Consider the following 15,118-nt stretch of genomic DNA (forward strand, 5'->3'; position numbering starts at 1 on the left):
AACCGAAGTTGTTTGATGGCTTTTTATGCAAAGGCAGTCATTGAATATTCAATATTTGTGATACAATCGTTTGCAATTTATTAAACGTATATTGTACCTAAGAGTACCAAATAAACATGAAAAAAACGCTACTATCCTTAATGTTAGTTTCAGGCCTTGCTTTACAAGGCTGTTCAACACTTAATGGCTTGATTGAAAAGCCGGATGAAGATAAAACAGTAGAAGAGTTTTACACCGATGCCACCGATGCTTTTAAAGACCAGCAGTGGGACACCGCGATTGAAAACTACGAAAAACTCAAAGCTTACTTCCCTTATGGCCGTTACGCGGAACAAACACACCTGGAGTTGGCTTACGCCTATTACAAGTACGACGAACCTGAGTCAGCCATCATTGAACTGGATGAATTCATACGCCTGTTCCCGAAACACAAGCAGTTGGCTTATGCCTACTACTTAAAAGGCTTAGCTGCGGACTCGGTTATTCGCAGTTGGTTGGATAACTATATCACCGACCCTGCTACCCGAGACGTAAAATCGGCCAAACGTGCTTACGGTTACTACAGTGAGCTGTTAAACCAGTTCCCTGACAGTAAATATGCGGTTGCGGCCAGCAAACGATTGGTCATCTTGCGTAACCAGATGGCTAGACACGAGCTTAAGGTAGCCAAGTTCTACTTTAATAAAGAAGCTTATTTAGCCTCGGCTAACCGTGCAAAATACATTTTAGAAAACTATCCGCAAGCCTCTTCTACCGTTAAAGCACTTAAGATGCTGAAAGAGTCTTACACTAAACTGGGTATGACCGAAGCCGCAGAGAATGCCGATAAAGTGTATGAGTTGAATAAAAATGCCACCCAAGAAGCGACCGATGTCTCTTTTGGCGCCCAAGCTAAAAAAGCAGAGACTTCTGACCCTAAGGCGAAAAAAGATGACTCTTGGTGGTCAAGCGTCACCAGTATGTTTGATGGGATTTTCGACTAACCTTTAGACTAACCTCTAAAATTTTATCCCCTCTGACAAAAAAGCCGATTTACCAGGCCTGGTAAATCGGCTTTTTTATTGCTTCCACAAACAGGTTATTGTCGTTTTTGATCAGTATTGAGAAATGCCGTCGATCAGCATTCCGAATAGTGACTCGTTATCGGATAACGTCTATCTCGTCCAAAGGCACGCTGGGTAATCTTAATCCCAGGAGCCGATTGACGGCGTTTATATTCGCTACGGTCGATTAGACGAATCACCTTATGAACCTCTTCGGCATCAAAACCGAGTTCGACAATCTCTTGTGGTGTTCTGTCCAGTTTAACGTAATGTTTGATGATAGCATCCAACACATCATAATCAGGCAAACTATCTTGATCTACCTGGTCAGGCCTTAGCTCCGCCGAAGGTGGACGAGTGATGACTCGCTCGGGAATGCATTCAGAAATCGAGTTACGGTATTGTGCCAAACGATATACCAACGTTTTAGGGATATCTTTCAATGGCGAAAAGCCGCCGACCATATCACCATACAAAGTGGAATAACCTACCGCCACTTCACTCTTATTGCTGGTCGCTAACACCATTCTACCGCCCTTGTTTGACAGAGCCATCAACAAGGTTCCTCGGATACGGGCCTGTAGGTTCTCTTCGGTTAAGTCGGTGTTGGTACCTTCGAAGCTACTGGCCAAAGCCGCTTCAAATGCGGCATACATGCTCTCAATCGGAATCGATTGATACTGGACACCCATGGTCATAGCCTGCTTGGCGGCATCTTCCTTACTGATTTCAGCGGTATAGCGAAACGGCATCATCACCGCCTCAACCTTATCCGCACCTAGAGCATCGACCGCGATGGCCAAGGTCAAAGCGGAATCGATTCCACCCGATAACCCTAAAATCACCCCAGGAAAGCCATTCTTTTCAACGTAGTCTTTCACCCCCATCTTCAATGCTTGGTAAATTCTGGCTTCACCTTCATATAGTGGCGCTTTAGCACCGTCAAGCATAATCAAAGAATCGGCTTGTTTAACCAACTGCACAGCGGTTAAATCGGTTTTAAACTCTGGGGCTTGCACACAGACCTCACCATCGGCACTTATCGCAAAAGAGCCGCCATCAAATACTAAATCGTCCTGCCCTCCAACTTGGTTGACATAGACAATCGGCAATTTGATTTCGTCAACACGGCGTTGCAAGGTAGCGATACGATCCTGATGCTTCTCTTCAGAGAAAGGCGAGGCATTCAGATTGAGAATAACCTCCGCACCGGCTTCTTTGGCTTGCGTACTGGGGGTGATTTTCCAGATATCTTCGCAAATCAAAATCCCGAATTTGATTCCTTTGAACTCCACCACACAAGGCTGATGGCCGGCAGTGAAATAACGCTGCTCGTCAAATACGCTGTAGTTCGGCAAATTCTGTTTGATGTAACTGGCTTGAATCATCCCATCCTCTATCCAAGCCGCCATATTGAAGCGTTCGCCAAGCTCATCCATCATGGGATAACCGACCACACAAACAATATCAGTAACCGCTTCACAAATCTGGCTTAACGCCTGATTCACTTGAGGATACAAACCTTCACGCAACAATAGGTCTTCTGGAGGGTAACCGGTAATGGTCATTTCCGGAAAGACGATGATATCCGCCTGCAAGGTTTGCTTTGCTCGTTGGGCGGCTTCAATAATTAATTCCACATTGGCGCGAATATCACCCACAATCGGATCAATCTGCCCCATAACGACGGTTACATTTTGTGTCATTGCGTGTCTCTCTTTAATCAACGAGGAGTTTTGAACACCTAAAAGACCTTGAAAATAGCCATTCTCAAGACTTATGAGACATTCATTTCAGGTGTTCATCAATTTGATTTAAGCATTTTAAACAGGCCTGGTACAGTTGATTTGTCAACAAGCCTCTAAAAATGCTCAATAGAATGATTTGAATTAAGTTCGTTTAAACAATCCAACGATAGTCATCGTAGTAATCGTTCAAACCAGTGTTTGAATAAATCCGAGCAAGTCAAATCAGCCCAACTGAGCCTTCATCGCTTCTCCCAAATCGGCAGGCGAACGAACCACGGTGACTCCGGCTTCTTCCAAAGCCGCAAACTTAGCTTCCGCCGTTCCCTTACCGCCACTGACAATGGCTCCGGCATGCCCCATACGTTTACCGGCTGGAGCGGTAACACCCGCTATATAAGCCACTACCGGTTTGGTCACATACGCTTTAATGAATTCAGCCGCATCTTCTTCTGCCTGACCACCGATTTCGCCCACCATGATAATCCCTTCGGTCTGAGGGTCTTCTTGGAACAAGGTTAAACAATCGATAAAGTTCATCCCTTGGATCGGGTCACCACCAATTCCTACACAGGTTGATTGGCCCAAGCCATTTTGCGTGGTTTGATGTACCGCTTCATAGGTTAAAGTTCCCGAGCGTGACACGATGCCGATTTTACCTGGTAGATGTATATGTCCCGGCATAATCCCGATTTTACAACCGTTGCCGTCATTGCCTGGGGTAATTAATCCTGGGCAGTTTGGACCAATCAAATAGGCATCCGACTTTTCTAGAACCGCACGCACTTTCAACATATCCGCAACCGGAATCCCTTCGGTAATACAGGTAATCACCTTGATGCCTGCGGCAATCGCTTCGATGATTGAATCCGCAGCAAAAGCAGGTGGAACATAAATCATAGAAGCTTCCGCTCCAGCCTCGGCAACCGCTTCAGCTACGGTATTGAAGACCGGCAGACCTAAATGGGTTTGCCCGCCTTTCCCCGGTGTGACCCCACCCACCATATTGGTTCCATAAGCAATCGCCTGCTCAGAGTGAAAGGTGCCTTGTTTTCCAGTAAAGCCTTGGCAGATAACCTTGGTATTGCTATCGATTAAAATACTCATCTATTATGCTCCTGCCACTTCAACTACTTTACGCGCCGCATCCGCTAAACCATCTGCGGTAATGATGCTTAAACCACTGTTTGCCAAAATTTGTTTACCCAGTTCAACGTTAGTACCTTCTAAACGCACTACCACCGGAATATTCAAGCCCACTTCTTGTACCGCCTGAATGATCCCTTCGGCAATCAAGTCACAACGTACGATTCCCCCAAAGATATTCACTAAAATCGATTTCACCTCTGAAGAAGATAAAATCAATTTAAAGGCTTCCGCCACACGTTCAGGGGTTGCACCACCGCCTACATCCAGGAAGTTAGCCGGGTTACCGCCGTTTAATTTAATTAAATCCATGGTCGCCATCGCCAAACCGGCACCATTGACCATACAACCGATATCACCGTCTAACGCGATATAGTTCAGTTGATGTTCGGAAGCTTTAGCTTCACGCTCGTCTTCTTGAGAGAAATCACGCAATTCAACCAGGCCTGGTTGTCTGTATAGCGCGTTTGAATCGATATTCACCTTGGCGTCTAAAGCGATTAGCTGATTATCCGCTGTTCTGACCAAAGGGTTAATCTCAACCTGAGAAACATCCTTATCTAGAGCCAGCTTATAGAAACGACTCATGAGTTGGCCGATTTGTTTGAATGCATCGCCAGTCAACCCTAGAGCAAAACCGACTTCACGACATTGATATGGCATCACCCCCACTGTCGGGTCGATATGGACACTTAAGATTTTCTCAGGAGTCTCTTCGGCCACCGCTTCGATATCCATTCCACCTGCAGCAGAAATCACAAACGTATGGGTACGTGTAACACGATCCACCACCAAACTCAGATAAAGCTCTTCTTCAATCGCTAAAGTTTGCTCAATCAAAAGGCTGTTGATAGGTAATGCTTTACCAGCGGTTTGAATAGTCGCCAAACGGCTACCCAACAATTCGCCGGCAACTTGTTTGGCTTCTTCACGGCTAGTAACCAATTTGACACCACCCGCTTTACCGCGAGCACCTGCGTGAATTTGCGCCTTAACGACCCAAGCATTCTCTCCTACCGCATCCAATGCCGCATCAAGTTCTTCAAGCTGAGTGATCAACTGACCTTGAGGTACACCAATGCCATATTCTGCAAACAGGGCTTTTGATTGATATTCATGTAAATTCATGGAAAACACTTCTCCAAAGAGTTATCTTAACCATTAGAAAATGGTCTAAGATTTTCTAAATAGGGATAATTTTTAATTGCTAAAAACAGGGTGAATTCTTTAGGTTTTATTTAAAGAATAAAATTGCTTTTATTGTATGATTTTTAGACTGCGAATGCATTAATTAATGGCGTTTATTGGCTGAAAAACGCATTTAATTTTACTTTGAAGCTTACTTGAAACTGTGGGCAAAACGCTTAGCCAATCAAACCCGTAAACAGCACGCTAAACCTTCAAAATTTTAGAAGTGCTGATTTGTTTAGGGTATCATGCTAATCATTGAATTTAACAAAGGGTCTCTACCAAAGTAGAGGTTTTACAGAGGAACGCTTGTGAGAGCAATTGTCTTTTTATTATTTGTTGTCTTGATCTTTTTAATCGCCCGTTTTGTACTGAACCGAGTGATTGAAATCAGAGAAAAGCAACGCCAACAGGATTTGCAAAATCAAAAGGCGCAGCAAGCCAAAACCAATGACAATCCAGAAGAGATGGTGCGCTGTGCCGAGTGTGGTGTACATCTACCGCAAGCCGAAGCATATTTTGATGGCAAACACACTTTTTGTAGCGAAGGCCACATGCAAAAATATCACTCCGAACATCAAAACGACAATCAAGAATAAAACCAACCAAGTCTCGGCTCATCTCAATAGACTCGGTTATCGCTCTAAACCCGTGCTTTTCATGCTTTTCAATTTTAAGAAAAAATCTCTTCAATCTTCGCGCTAAAAATCACGGTTGCATCAGCTAATGGATGGTTGAAGTCAACGATTACCTTATCACCCTCTATTTGATGGATGGTACCTGGAATTTCATCGCCTGTCGGTGTATTGAAACCAATGACATGCCCTTTTTCCAAAGCCATTTCTTCCGGAAAATCGGCCTTATCCATGGTTTGAAAGTTGTTTGGGTCAGACAAGCCAAAAGCTCGTTCTGGCGATAAGGTTAACTTGGCCGTAGTGCCTAACTCCAAACCGACCAGTAAGTTTTCTAAATTGTTAATAAAGGTTCCATCTCCGATTTTAAAACGGAATGGCTCATTCTCTTGAGTCTCTTCAACCAGAGTACCATCAGCCAATTCAAGCTTAAAAGAAATCGCAATCTCACTATTTTCTTTGACGACTGGCAGTGAAGATTTTGGCGAATCTGACATAGTTTTTCCCTTTAAATAGTTTCAATATTTCTTTGATGTTATGAATATCGCCTAAGCGCTTTTTTTGGCGCGTGTTTTAGGTGCGGCTTTTGCGGATTTGCCCATAGAACGAACCAATTTGTTCCTACCCAAACGCTTAGCTTTGTAAAGACCTTCATCGGCAAACTTCATCACTTGTTCTGGAGTCGTATGCTGTGCGTCCGGTTCAGCAACCCCTAAACTAATGGTAATACTCACGACTTTTGAAGATGCTTTTTTAGCTTTATTCGAACCCACTTCAGCCTCATTCAGATAAATGACATGATTGGCCACCTCCTCACGTAAACGTTCGAGTTCTTGCGTCACCTGTTCAGCAGATTTTCCTGGAAACACCAAGGTGAACTCTTCACCACCATACCGATAGGCTTTACCGCCGACCACCGTATCCAAAATCAAGGCAACCATCTTGAGCACCTGATCCCCCATATCATGCCCATGGGTATCATTGAAGTTTTTGAAGTGGTCGATATCCACCATGGCAATTGCATAACGTTTGCCCAAACCCATAAAAAATTCATTTAATGCCCTACGCCCTTTAATCCCGGTCAACTCGTCCATGTAAGCGATGTGGTGGGCGTCTAAAACTAATGAAAGGATGACAATCAAGCCAACCATCGATGAGACCCAAGCCAAAACGCCAACCTGCAGATACTGGTTTAAAGCAAAGGCCATTAACAACAGAACAAACACGCCAGCATGACTAAAAACACGTAATTGTTTTTGGCCATTGAGCTTTAAAGAGAGAATGAAACCCGCCAATAAAAACCCTAAGGTACTGGCAAAAGAGAGATGGTAAAAATCCAATCCTGGAAAGATTGGCAACGCGATCGTTTCAATCCACTGCAGGTTCAACTCCCTCATCACCCAATAAATCAAAACGCCTTGGGCAACAAAAACCGCTAACACAAAATTGTTGAATGCTGTGTTTTGAATCCCTTTTTCAGATAAAACACTCCACAACAACAGGTTTAGCGGCAACAGAAAACTCAGCAGGGTAAAAAGAACCGATTGTGCGATTGAGACTTGTTCCGATGGTGCAAAAAAACTAAATATCACATTCACCATAAACACACTCAACAACACTAGAAAAGGTTGCAATCGGTTAAGCCACAAGCTGATAAAACCGGCAATCAACATTACGGCATAAGGGGCATAGGCCACAAGTTCAAGCCAGGATTTAGGCCATTGCGATATAGACAGCGCTTGCCATACCGTAAAAACGGATAAGGTAATCAGCCAAAGATAGTGTCGAGTTAAAATAGTAATAGCAATCTCTCTAGTAAGACGTATTTACATTGATTAAATAACGGTTGGTTTAGATATAAAAAAGCCACAAACAAATGTGGCTTTCAATTAAGACTTCAATCCCATTAGGTTTTACCAAATAAACTAAACGGTTCATTAGGTACATCTTCACACTTAATACGCCATTCTAAAGCGTAGCCACAAGACATCTCTGCTTCACATTGTGCATCTGAATAAGCAAAACCACCGGTTTTTCTAGCGTTTCTAGAAAGGTAGACATAACCTTTTGGACAAACTTCCCTTGCTTCAATTCGCATAGCCCAACTGTCTAGGTTTTTAACCGGTTCATGAAAGTTCACTGACAGATTGAAACGCTCATCATCCACCTTTTCAACCTTCACATCCGTGGTCACTTTCTCTATGCTTTCACCCACATAGACAATCCCTTTACCAACCGATTCAACCCCACTCGATATAGTGGAACAACCACTTAACGCGAGTAAACTCAGCCCCAAAGCGACCAGGCCTGCCTGCATTGAAAATTTATACATTTGTGTACCTTTTTTGGAACTTGTCATTGGCATTATTCTTTTCACCGTGATGCAATTTTTATGGCTCAATTCAGTGTTTGACGACTCCAGCTGATAACCGGTGCAATATGCCAGACCAAACAATCAATAAGCTCAATAATGAATGCCAAACATAATATCAGAATTTTTTTGAAAATAGCATCGTTTTGCAAAGATAAAAGCGGCTTTATAGCGTTCTCAATCGATTTTGATGGATTTGTGAAATTCTAGAAAACACCAAAAATAAAGTAAAAAACAAATTTTGATTTACTTGGTCACTATCGGCTCTTCTTTTGTGCCCACTTCAGCAATAACAAAACAAAGATTGGTGTGAACCTTTTTACCATCAATCAATAGTGATGTGCCATGCACATCCTCAGGATTTAGACGCACATCACCACGATACACCTTAACCAATTTACCAGTCATGCAACTATACAGTTCAACGGTACGGTTTAACCCTACCCAGTCAGATTGAATGTTTTTGGCGCTATTCGCTACCTTCTCACACCCCGTTAAAGAAAACATTGCCGTTAATCCAAGCAAGCCAATTAGCAATATATTCAGCAAGCCATTTTTCTTAAAATTTTGCATATTCAATTCCTTTTATAGCAGCAGATTTGAAGCCCTAGATATCAGAATACCTTATTCCGGCTCGGCCTTTTCTAGGCCTTTTTTAAACATTTTAGGTTTGGGTTATTTAGGCACACCATTTTCATCTACATTAGGCTCAGAAGGGTTTTTGGCACTCTCTTTAATCTCTTGCCAGGCTTTGACATAGGTCTCTTTATCACCCAGCTTCTTTATATCTGAAAAACTTCCGGTTTCTTCAGATGATCCAGATGAATTCATCTCTTCTTTGACTTCATGCCACTTATCTACCGCACTGTCTTTCAAGTCGACAGAAGTTTCTTTAACTTTTTGCCAAGCATCTGCTGCCACTTGTTTGCTATCATCCCACAAGCCCGCATAAGCACTGCTTGCAACAGCCATAAAACTGAATGCCAATAAAATCTGTTTCATTTAAATCCTCGTAAATGCCATTAACGCCAAGTAACACTGTTTAGAAAATAGTTTTAAGAACCGCTTCGGAGAGACCTCATAAATATCTACCAAGCACATTCTATACATTTAAAAACCCCATATGCACAACAATACAGTTTTTGGCATCATTCAGGCTAACATGATTACAATATAAGGATTAAAACCGAGCATTCAAGCCAGTCGCCTAGATTGCATAGTGTAAATAAAACCGAAACCGAAACCCAAATCAAGCAAACAGAGTCTATTTTGAACAACCTTGTAAAATCTAAAAACCTATTAATCATTGGATACGTTTGGCCTGAACCCAAATCGTCTGCCGCTGGCACACGCATGATGCAATTGATTAAATTATTTCAAGCCAATCAATGGCAAATCACTTTCGCGAGCCCCGCTAAACAAGGTGAACACAAAGAAGACTTAACTCAATTGGCCATCAATGAACAGAGTATCGAATTAAACAATAAAAGTTTTGATTGTTTTTTACAAAACTTACAACCCGATATGGTCATCTTTGATCGTTTTATGATGGAAGAACAGTTTGGCTGGAGGGTCGAGAAAAACGCACCGCAGGCACTCAGGGTGTTAAACACCGAAGACCTGCATTCGTTAAGGGCTTGCCGCCAGCAAATGGTCAAAAACCATCTTAAAACCAAGTCTCAACAAATCAATCTTGAAGAATTGCATTTAACTGACCAGGCCTGGTTGTTCTCACAAATGGCTCAACAAGAAATAACCAAACGGGAGATTGCCGCTATTTTCAGAAGCGATTTAACCCTGATGATCTCCGAATTTGAAATGCAATTATTGCAAGAACGGTTTCAAATACCGGCAAGACAGCTGTTTTACCAACCTTTTCTATACCAACAGCCAACAATCGAAACTTTACCGAGTTTTGAACAACGCCAGCATTTTGTAACCATCGGCAACTTCAGACACGACCCTAATTGGGATGCCGTGTTGTGGCTGAAAGAATCGATTTGGCCGTTAATACGCAAACAGCTCCCACAAGCCGAATTGCATATCTATGGAGCCTACCCCCCTCCAAAAGCCACCGCGTTGCACAACCCCAAACAAGGTTTTTTAATTAAAGGCTGGGCTGACGATGCATTCAACGTCATTCAAAATGCGCGAGTCCTTTTAGCGCCATTACGTTTTGGGGCGGGCATTAAAGGAAAATTAGCAGAAGCCATGCTGAATGGCACCCCCAGCATTACCACCCTGATTGGACAAGAGTCGATGTCAACAGGCTCCCAAAACCTTTGGCCTGGCGCAATCGCCAATAACAGCATGGATTTTGCCAACGCGGCAATCGATCTTTATCAAAACCAACAGGCCTGGTCAAAATCACAGACAATTGGCTTCAACATTGTTTCCCAACGTTATGTTTTAAAAAAGGAAGGTTTGGAAAGTTGTTCTGCTTTGATAAACAGTTGCGACCAACTTATCCGCCATTTGGAAAACCATCGGGCACAAAATTTTATCGGTTCAATGCTGAACCATCACCATCACAAAAGCACTCAATATATGGCACAATGGATTGAAGCTAAAAACCAAAACACGGAAACATCATGAGTGAAATAGAAAAAGCGGACGACATCAAAAAACGCCAACACCCCAAAGACCCTCTTCACGGTTTAAGTCTGAAAACCATAGTGACCGAACTGCAAGAGCATTATGGCTGGGAAGGCTTGGCTGAAAAAATTCCGGTAAACTGTTTCAAAAGCGACCCTAGCTTAAAATCTAGTCTGACCTTTTTAAGAAAAACCCCATGGGCGAGAGAGAAAGTCGAGCAACTCTATATCCGTTCAAAACAGAACTGGGGGAAATACAAGAAGTGAGCCTTTACTTTTAATTGGCCTTTTCTTTTATGAGCTTTTTATCCGCTTTTTACCCTTCTAAAGCTCACCCTATTGCCAATAAAACAGAAAAAACTTTAAATAACCGCCACAATCTTTCGCCTCTCAAAAGGGCTCAATGCATATTAAACAGGCCTGGTAACTTTAAAAAGTGGCCTTATTTGATTTTCAGCTGAAAATTAGCATGACAGCCTACACAAAGTTTTTGCATATTGGCCAGTTTTTGTAAAACCACTTTGGATTCTGCCGTGGGGGATTTTGAAATATCGGCAATCTCAGCAAAACCATAATGCAAGGTTTTCAACATGGCGTAAAAAGATTTAGGCATTTTATCCGTCATCTCTTTCGGTAGGTTTTTAAGCATTTTAGTACCGATTGGGTTGGCGGTACGATGCACCAATGCCATATCGTCTTTGAGAGCGTAATCTAAAACCTCCTGCGAACCCCTTAAAAAATTACGCATTTCAATCAAAAGCACCTCACGTTCAACGGCATTAAGCCAAATGGCCTGCCGGGTATCTTCTGCATGAGATGGGGCAACCATTGTTGAGAAAGAAAATCCAAGTAAGATCTGCACAAACAGTAAGCGATATTTAGCCATAATGAAAACAAGCTCTTTTTAAGTTTTGACCAGTATAACCAAGTATTCCACAATAGTGCTCAAAACAAACTGCTTGCAGAAATAGAATTCTTTATAGTCTTATTAAATAGTTTTTCCAGGCGTGAAACACAGTATCCAAAATTCAAATATAGTTGCTGAAAACGCAAAATTAGGCGTAAAATTATTTAATAGACTTAAAGAGATTGAAAACATGATCCACCCAGATTCACGAGCTAAAGCACACCATATATTAGTCGCCGACGAAGCGGAATGTTTAGCTTTAAAATCGCAAATCCACAGCTTGGAAGAGTTGATCGAATTGGCTAAAACACACTCCATTTGCCCTTCAGCAAAAATTGGTGGTGACATAGGCCTAGTTAAACCTGAAGTAATCGTAGCGGAGATGGCAGAGGCCATTTTCAATGAACCGATCGAGACCCTTCTAGGTCCGATAAAAACCGTGCACGGCTATCACCTGACCTGGGTGACCAAGCGCCATTTAGCCAACCAAGAGCAAAACTGATTTAATTACACATTCGTTCAAACAATAAACGTTTGGATTTTTAAAAATACCTTATAATCTGCCATCTTTTTTACAGCACTCATTGAGATAGATCATGAAAAAAACCTTTAAATTAAATCCAGAAAATCCTCAGCCTAGCCGAGAGGTTGAATCGATTAAAAAAGAAGTCAAAAAGTATCTAAATCGCGAGCGTAAAAAAGCCTTACCAAAAGGCGCTCACTTTTGGGATTTTGATTGCAAATTCGGACGTGATGAAGCGACAAGTGAAGAGATTCATGTCAGCGAAATAGACAATGCCATTGCCCAGGCTAAAGCCGATGGGTTGGAATCATTCTATTTAGAAATCATCGCCGCCCCTGTTGCCCGCACCAAAAAACCTACCGAACTCAAAGCGTTGGAAGACATGGATGATGAGTTTGAAGGTGATTATGATGGCGATGATTTCGATATCGATTTTGACGATGATTTAGATAACGACTTTGACGACGACTTAGGCGGAACTAGCCGCCATACCGACGATTTTGATTACAATTAAAACCGAATAAAGAATATCTGGACTCAGATTCATCCAACAATGAGCTTATGCAAAGCTTCTGTGCAAATCGCTAAGCTCGTTGTAAACTCACTATTTATTCAGATACCGTTGTGTTTTATTGCGTTTTAAACTGCCCAATCAACTTACTCAACTGTTCAGATAACTGCCCAACTTGCGAACCTGTTTCATAGGTTTTAGCCGCACCATTAGCCACTTTTTCAGCTACATCGCTGATTTGCTGAATATTTTCATTAACCATATTCACATGAATACGTTGATTATTCGAGGCATTGCTAATTTGAATATTTTTTTGATTGATATTACTTACCGCCGATTCAATCGCACGCAATGAATCTCCTGCTTCACTCGCCTGTTCAACACTTTCATTAGCTTTCTGCTGCCCAAGCATCATAACCTCAACCGCTCGTTCAGAAGCCGTTTGTAGCTGTGCAATCGTTTGTTCAATCTCTTTGGCGGAATCTTGGGTTCGGCTCGCTAAAATCCTTACCTCATCGGCAACAACGGCAAAACCTCGCCCATACTCACCGGCACGTGCGGCTTCTATTGCCGCATTCAATGCCAGCAAATTGGTCTGTTCAGCAATATCCTTAATAACTTCAAGCACATTACCAATGGTTTCACTGTCCTCTTTCAGGCGTTTAATGACATTGGCCGCATTGATTACCTCATTGGCCAAGTTGGTAATCGAGGAGACCGTTTCACTCACAACCTCACAGCCTTTATTACTGGCTAAATTAGCGGCTTCAACCGAACTCAACGCATCTTCCGCTTGGGCAGACATCTCATAAACGGCCGCATTCATATTCTTCATTGCGGAAACCACGTTACTGGTATCGCGCTTTTGCATCTCCACCCCAGACTGTGTCGCTTGGGTCTCGATCAACATCTCTGAAGAGGCGAGATTCAATTGACTTGAAACATCAGCAATTCGGTTAATCATATTGCGTAAGTTTTGAGACATCAGATTAAAACTATGCGCCATATCCCCAATAAAATCATTACTTTGCATCATACATTTATGGGAAACATCATTATTGCTGATTGCGTTGGCGACTTCACCGATACGTTTAAGGCGTTGCAATAACATTTTGTTTAACAGCCAGAAATTAAACAGGCCGATACTAATCCCGGCAAGTATGCATGAGAGTATAAACCAACCTAACATTCCCTCTTTCCAATCCACAAACAGATTGGCAAAAATGGGAAACAATATCCCCATGGAAAAACCAAAGCCCATGAATGCCAGAAAGATATTTCTCAATACACTTGGCTTACTGAAGTCAAATGAAATCATTATTGATAATCCCTACTAAAATAAAATTAACTGACCATTTCAAACCAACTTAACGGCCATTCTAAAGTTAAATATTCATAAGCAATCATTAAACCAACAAACAGCCATAAGCAAAAAAAACTAATAAAAAATACAAAAAAACTAGAATCAAACATTAAAAATCTGATTTAAATGATAAAAAATAGATGGAACCGCCCCAAAGAATGCCATTGAAACGGTTAGATTAGATAAGTTATTTTGATTTTTTGCGGTTATGATTCTTTTGAGCTTGGTTAGCTTGACGCTCTTTGACAATTTGCCGATACTCAGACTTAGTCTGGTTTTGTGCCTTAGGTCTAGAAGCGTTACCTTGTCGCGCCGTTTTACTGGAGTGCGCTACAGCCTGGTTTATCTCTTTCATCTCTTGGGTGGTTAAATAACGCCAAGCACCGGGCTTTAAATCACCCAATTCGACATTCATTATTCTAGAACGCTTTAACTTTCTGACGTTATATCCTAGATATTCACACATCCGTCGAATCTGTCGATTCAAGCCTTGTGTGAGAATCATCTTAAAAACAAATTGACTCTCTTTTGTGACCTTGCAAGGCTTGGTAACGGTGCCTAAGATTGGCACTCCACGAGACATATGGTTAACAAAGCTGTCTGTAATCGGTTTGTCTACGGTAACGATATACTCTTTATCATGCGCATTTTCAGCACGTAAAATCTTATTAACAATATCACCATCATTGGTTAAAAAGATTAACCCCTCGGATGGCTTATCCAAACGCCCTATCGGGAAAATCCTCTGTTTATAGCCGATTGCATCGATGATATTGTCTTCAATACTGGTATCCGTGATACAGATAATCCCAATCGGTTTGTTATAGGCAATGTAAATACGATCCGATTTGTTTTCAGCTACCGAAGCGATTGGTTTGCCGTCGACTTTAACGATGTCATCAGCTTGTACCTTGGTACCCAATTCCGGCAATTTGCCATTGATAGTCACACGATTTTGCTCGATTAAACGATCCGCTTCTCGGCGTGAACAAAAGCCGGAATCGCTGATAAATTTGTTTAAGCGTTTTTCTGCTACTGTAGTCAAAACCTGTCCTAATCATTACACTATGAAAAAAGTGTATTAAACCATAACAA

Annotated in this window: 17 protein-coding genes; 6 read left to right on the plus strand and 11 right to left on the minus strand. The window is 42.0% G+C overall.

Annotated elements, in window-relative coordinates; translation table 11 throughout:
- The first annotated feature begins 116 nt into the window (after positions 1 to 116).
- Positions 117 to 983, plus strand: coding sequence for an outer membrane protein assembly factor BamD (locus L6421_RS06755; RefSeq protein ID WP_237260755.1), 867 nt, complete (start codon positions 117 to 119; stop codon positions 981 to 983).
- A 134-nt stretch (positions 984 to 1,117) separates the two neighbouring features.
- Here the strand turns inward: L6421_RS06755 and L6421_RS06760 are convergent, their stop codons facing one another.
- The 3 genes from L6421_RS06760 to sucC all read right to left on the minus strand — a co-directional run bounded on the left by L6421_RS06760 (position 1,118) and on the right by sucC (position 5,062).
- The gene (locus tag L6421_RS06760; protein ID WP_237260757.1) at positions 1,118 to 2,749 is read right to left on the minus strand and encodes an NAD+ synthase; all 1,632 of its coding nucleotides are present in this window, start codon (positions 2,747 to 2,749) and stop codon (positions 1,118 to 1,120) included.
- A 264-nt stretch (positions 2,750 to 3,013) separates the two neighbouring features.
- On the minus strand, positions 3,014 to 3,895 hold the full coding sequence (sucD, locus tag L6421_RS06765) for a succinate--CoA ligase subunit alpha (protein WP_237260759.1): 882 nt from the start codon (positions 3,893 to 3,895) through the stop codon (positions 3,014 to 3,016).
- Positions 3,896 to 3,898: 3 nt separating this feature from the next.
- Positions 3,899 to 5,062, minus strand: a complete 1,164-nt coding sequence (gene sucC / locus L6421_RS06770; RefSeq protein ID WP_237260761.1) for an ADP-forming succinate--CoA ligase subunit beta — start codon at positions 5,060 to 5,062, stop codon at positions 3,899 to 3,901.
- A gap of 371 nt (positions 5,063 to 5,433) precedes the next feature.
- Between sucC and L6421_RS06775 the strand changes: the two genes are divergently transcribed.
- Positions 5,434 to 5,721 (plus strand): PP0621 family protein, encoded by a 288-nt coding sequence (locus tag L6421_RS06775; protein ID WP_237260762.1) that lies wholly within the window; start codon positions 5,434 to 5,436, stop codon positions 5,719 to 5,721.
- A 74-nt stretch (positions 5,722 to 5,795) separates the two neighbouring features.
- Here the strand turns inward: L6421_RS06775 and L6421_RS06780 are convergent, their stop codons facing one another.
- The 5 genes from L6421_RS06780 to L6421_RS06800 form a co-directional block, all read right to left on the minus strand.
- Entirely contained in the window at positions 5,796 to 6,251 is a 456-nt protein-coding gene (locus tag L6421_RS06780; RefSeq protein ID WP_237260764.1) for an FKBP-type peptidyl-prolyl cis-trans isomerase, read from the minus strand.
- A gap of 51 nt (positions 6,252 to 6,302) precedes the next feature.
- Positions 6,303 to 7,451, minus strand: a complete 1,149-nt coding sequence (locus L6421_RS06785; RefSeq protein WP_237260766.1) for a GGDEF domain-containing protein — start codon at positions 7,449 to 7,451, stop codon at positions 6,303 to 6,305.
- A gap of 209 nt (positions 7,452 to 7,660) precedes the next feature.
- The gene (locus L6421_RS06790; protein WP_237260768.1) at positions 7,661 to 8,086 is read right to left on the minus strand and encodes a hypothetical protein; all 426 of its coding nucleotides are present in this window, start codon (positions 8,084 to 8,086) and stop codon (positions 7,661 to 7,663) included.
- A gap of 285 nt (positions 8,087 to 8,371) precedes the next feature.
- A complete protein-coding gene (locus L6421_RS06795; protein WP_237260769.1) occupies positions 8,372 to 8,698 on the minus strand; it encodes a DUF5052 family protein in 327 nt (108 codons plus the stop codon).
- 102 nt (positions 8,699 to 8,800) lie between these two features.
- A complete protein-coding gene (locus L6421_RS06800; RefSeq protein ID WP_237260771.1) occupies positions 8,801 to 9,127 on the minus strand; it encodes a hypothetical protein in 327 nt (108 codons plus the stop codon).
- Positions 9,128 to 9,337: 210 nt separating this feature from the next.
- On the opposite strand from L6421_RS06800, the gene L6421_RS06805 reads away from it, so the two are divergent.
- Together L6421_RS06805 and L6421_RS06810 are read left to right on the plus strand one after the other, a co-directional pair.
- Complete coding sequence (locus tag L6421_RS06805) at positions 9,338 to 10,720, plus strand: glycosyltransferase (RefSeq protein ID WP_237260773.1); 1,383 nt, start codon at positions 9,338 to 9,340, stop codon at positions 10,718 to 10,720.
- Complete coding sequence (locus L6421_RS06810) at positions 10,717 to 10,986, plus strand: VF530 family protein (protein ID WP_237260775.1); 270 nt, start codon at positions 10,717 to 10,719, stop codon at positions 10,984 to 10,986. The genes L6421_RS06805 and L6421_RS06810 overlap by 4 nt, the downstream gene beginning before the upstream one ends.
- A gap of 175 nt (positions 10,987 to 11,161) precedes the next feature.
- Here L6421_RS06810 and L6421_RS06815 read toward each other — a convergent pair whose 3' ends face one another.
- Entirely contained in the window at positions 11,162 to 11,605 is a 444-nt protein-coding gene (locus L6421_RS06815; protein WP_237260777.1) for a hypothetical protein, read from the minus strand.
- A gap of 211 nt (positions 11,606 to 11,816) precedes the next feature.
- On the opposite strand from L6421_RS06815, the gene L6421_RS06820 reads away from it, so the two are divergent.
- Entirely contained in the window at positions 11,817 to 12,128 is a 312-nt protein-coding gene (locus L6421_RS06820) for a peptidylprolyl isomerase (protein WP_237260779.1), read from the plus strand.
- Positions 12,129 to 12,222: 94 nt separating this feature from the next.
- The gene (locus tag L6421_RS06825; protein WP_237260781.1) at positions 12,223 to 12,663 is read left to right on the plus strand and encodes a DUF6172 family protein; all 441 of its coding nucleotides are present in this window, start codon (positions 12,223 to 12,225) and stop codon (positions 12,661 to 12,663) included.
- A gap of 115 nt (positions 12,664 to 12,778) precedes the next feature.
- Here the strand turns inward: L6421_RS06825 and L6421_RS06830 are convergent, their stop codons facing one another.
- Both L6421_RS06830 and rluF read right to left on the minus strand, forming a co-directional pair.
- Positions 12,779 to 13,978 (minus strand): methyl-accepting chemotaxis protein, encoded by a 1,200-nt coding sequence (locus tag L6421_RS06830; RefSeq protein ID WP_237260782.1) that lies wholly within the window; start codon positions 13,976 to 13,978, stop codon positions 12,779 to 12,781.
- A 232-nt stretch (positions 13,979 to 14,210) separates the two neighbouring features.
- Positions 14,211 to 15,068 (minus strand): 23S rRNA pseudouridine(2604) synthase RluF, encoded by an 858-nt coding sequence (rluF, locus tag L6421_RS06835; protein WP_237260783.1) that lies wholly within the window; start codon positions 15,066 to 15,068, stop codon positions 14,211 to 14,213.
- Positions 15,069 to 15,118: the final 50 nt, after the last annotated feature.

Source organism: Thiomicrorhabdus immobilis (assembly GCF_021654855.1).
In the GTDB taxonomy this organism is placed as follows: domain Bacteria; phylum Pseudomonadota; class Gammaproteobacteria; order Thiomicrospirales; family Thiomicrospiraceae; genus Thiomicrorhabdus; species Thiomicrorhabdus immobilis.

Bases quoted from the DNA above. Each gene is read 5' to 3' on its own strand.
- L6421_RS06755 (WP_237260755.1), top strand. From the start codon at position 117: ATGAAAAAAACGCTACTATCCTTAATGTTAGTTTCAGGCCTTGCTTTA.
- L6421_RS06760 (WP_237260757.1), bottom strand. From the start codon at position 2,749: ATGACACAAAATGTAACCGTCGTTATGGGGCAGATTGATCCGATTGTG.
- sucD (WP_237260759.1), bottom strand. From the start codon at position 3,895: ATGAGTATTTTAATCGATAGCAATACCAAGGTTATCTGCCAAGGCTTT.
- sucC (WP_237260761.1), bottom strand. From the start codon at position 5,062: ATGAATTTACATGAATATCAATCAAAAGCCCTGTTTGCAGAATATGGC.
- L6421_RS06780 (WP_237260764.1), bottom strand. From the start codon at position 6,251: ATGTCAGATTCGCCAAAATCTTCACTGCCAGTCGTCAAAGAAAATAGT.
- L6421_RS06790 (WP_237260768.1), bottom strand. From the start codon at position 8,086: ATGTATAAATTTTCAATGCAGGCAGGCCTGGTCGCTTTGGGGCTGAGT.
- L6421_RS06795 (WP_237260769.1), bottom strand. From the start codon at position 8,698: ATGCAAAATTTTAAGAAAAATGGCTTGCTGAATATATTGCTAATTGGC.
- L6421_RS06800 (WP_237260771.1), bottom strand. From the start codon at position 9,127: ATGAAACAGATTTTATTGGCATTCAGTTTTATGGCTGTTGCAAGCAGT.
- L6421_RS06810 (WP_237260775.1), top strand. From the start codon at position 10,717: ATGAGTGAAATAGAAAAAGCGGACGACATCAAAAAACGCCAACACCCC.
- L6421_RS06815 (WP_237260777.1), bottom strand. From the start codon at position 11,605: ATGGCTAAATATCGCTTACTGTTTGTGCAGATCTTACTTGGATTTTCT.
- L6421_RS06820 (WP_237260779.1), top strand. From the start codon at position 11,817: ATGATCCACCCAGATTCACGAGCTAAAGCACACCATATATTAGTCGCC.
- L6421_RS06825 (WP_237260781.1), top strand. From the start codon at position 12,223: ATGAAAAAAACCTTTAAATTAAATCCAGAAAATCCTCAGCCTAGCCGA.
- L6421_RS06830 (WP_237260782.1), bottom strand. From the start codon at position 13,978: ATGATTTCATTTGACTTCAGTAAGCCAAGTGTATTGAGAAATATCTTT.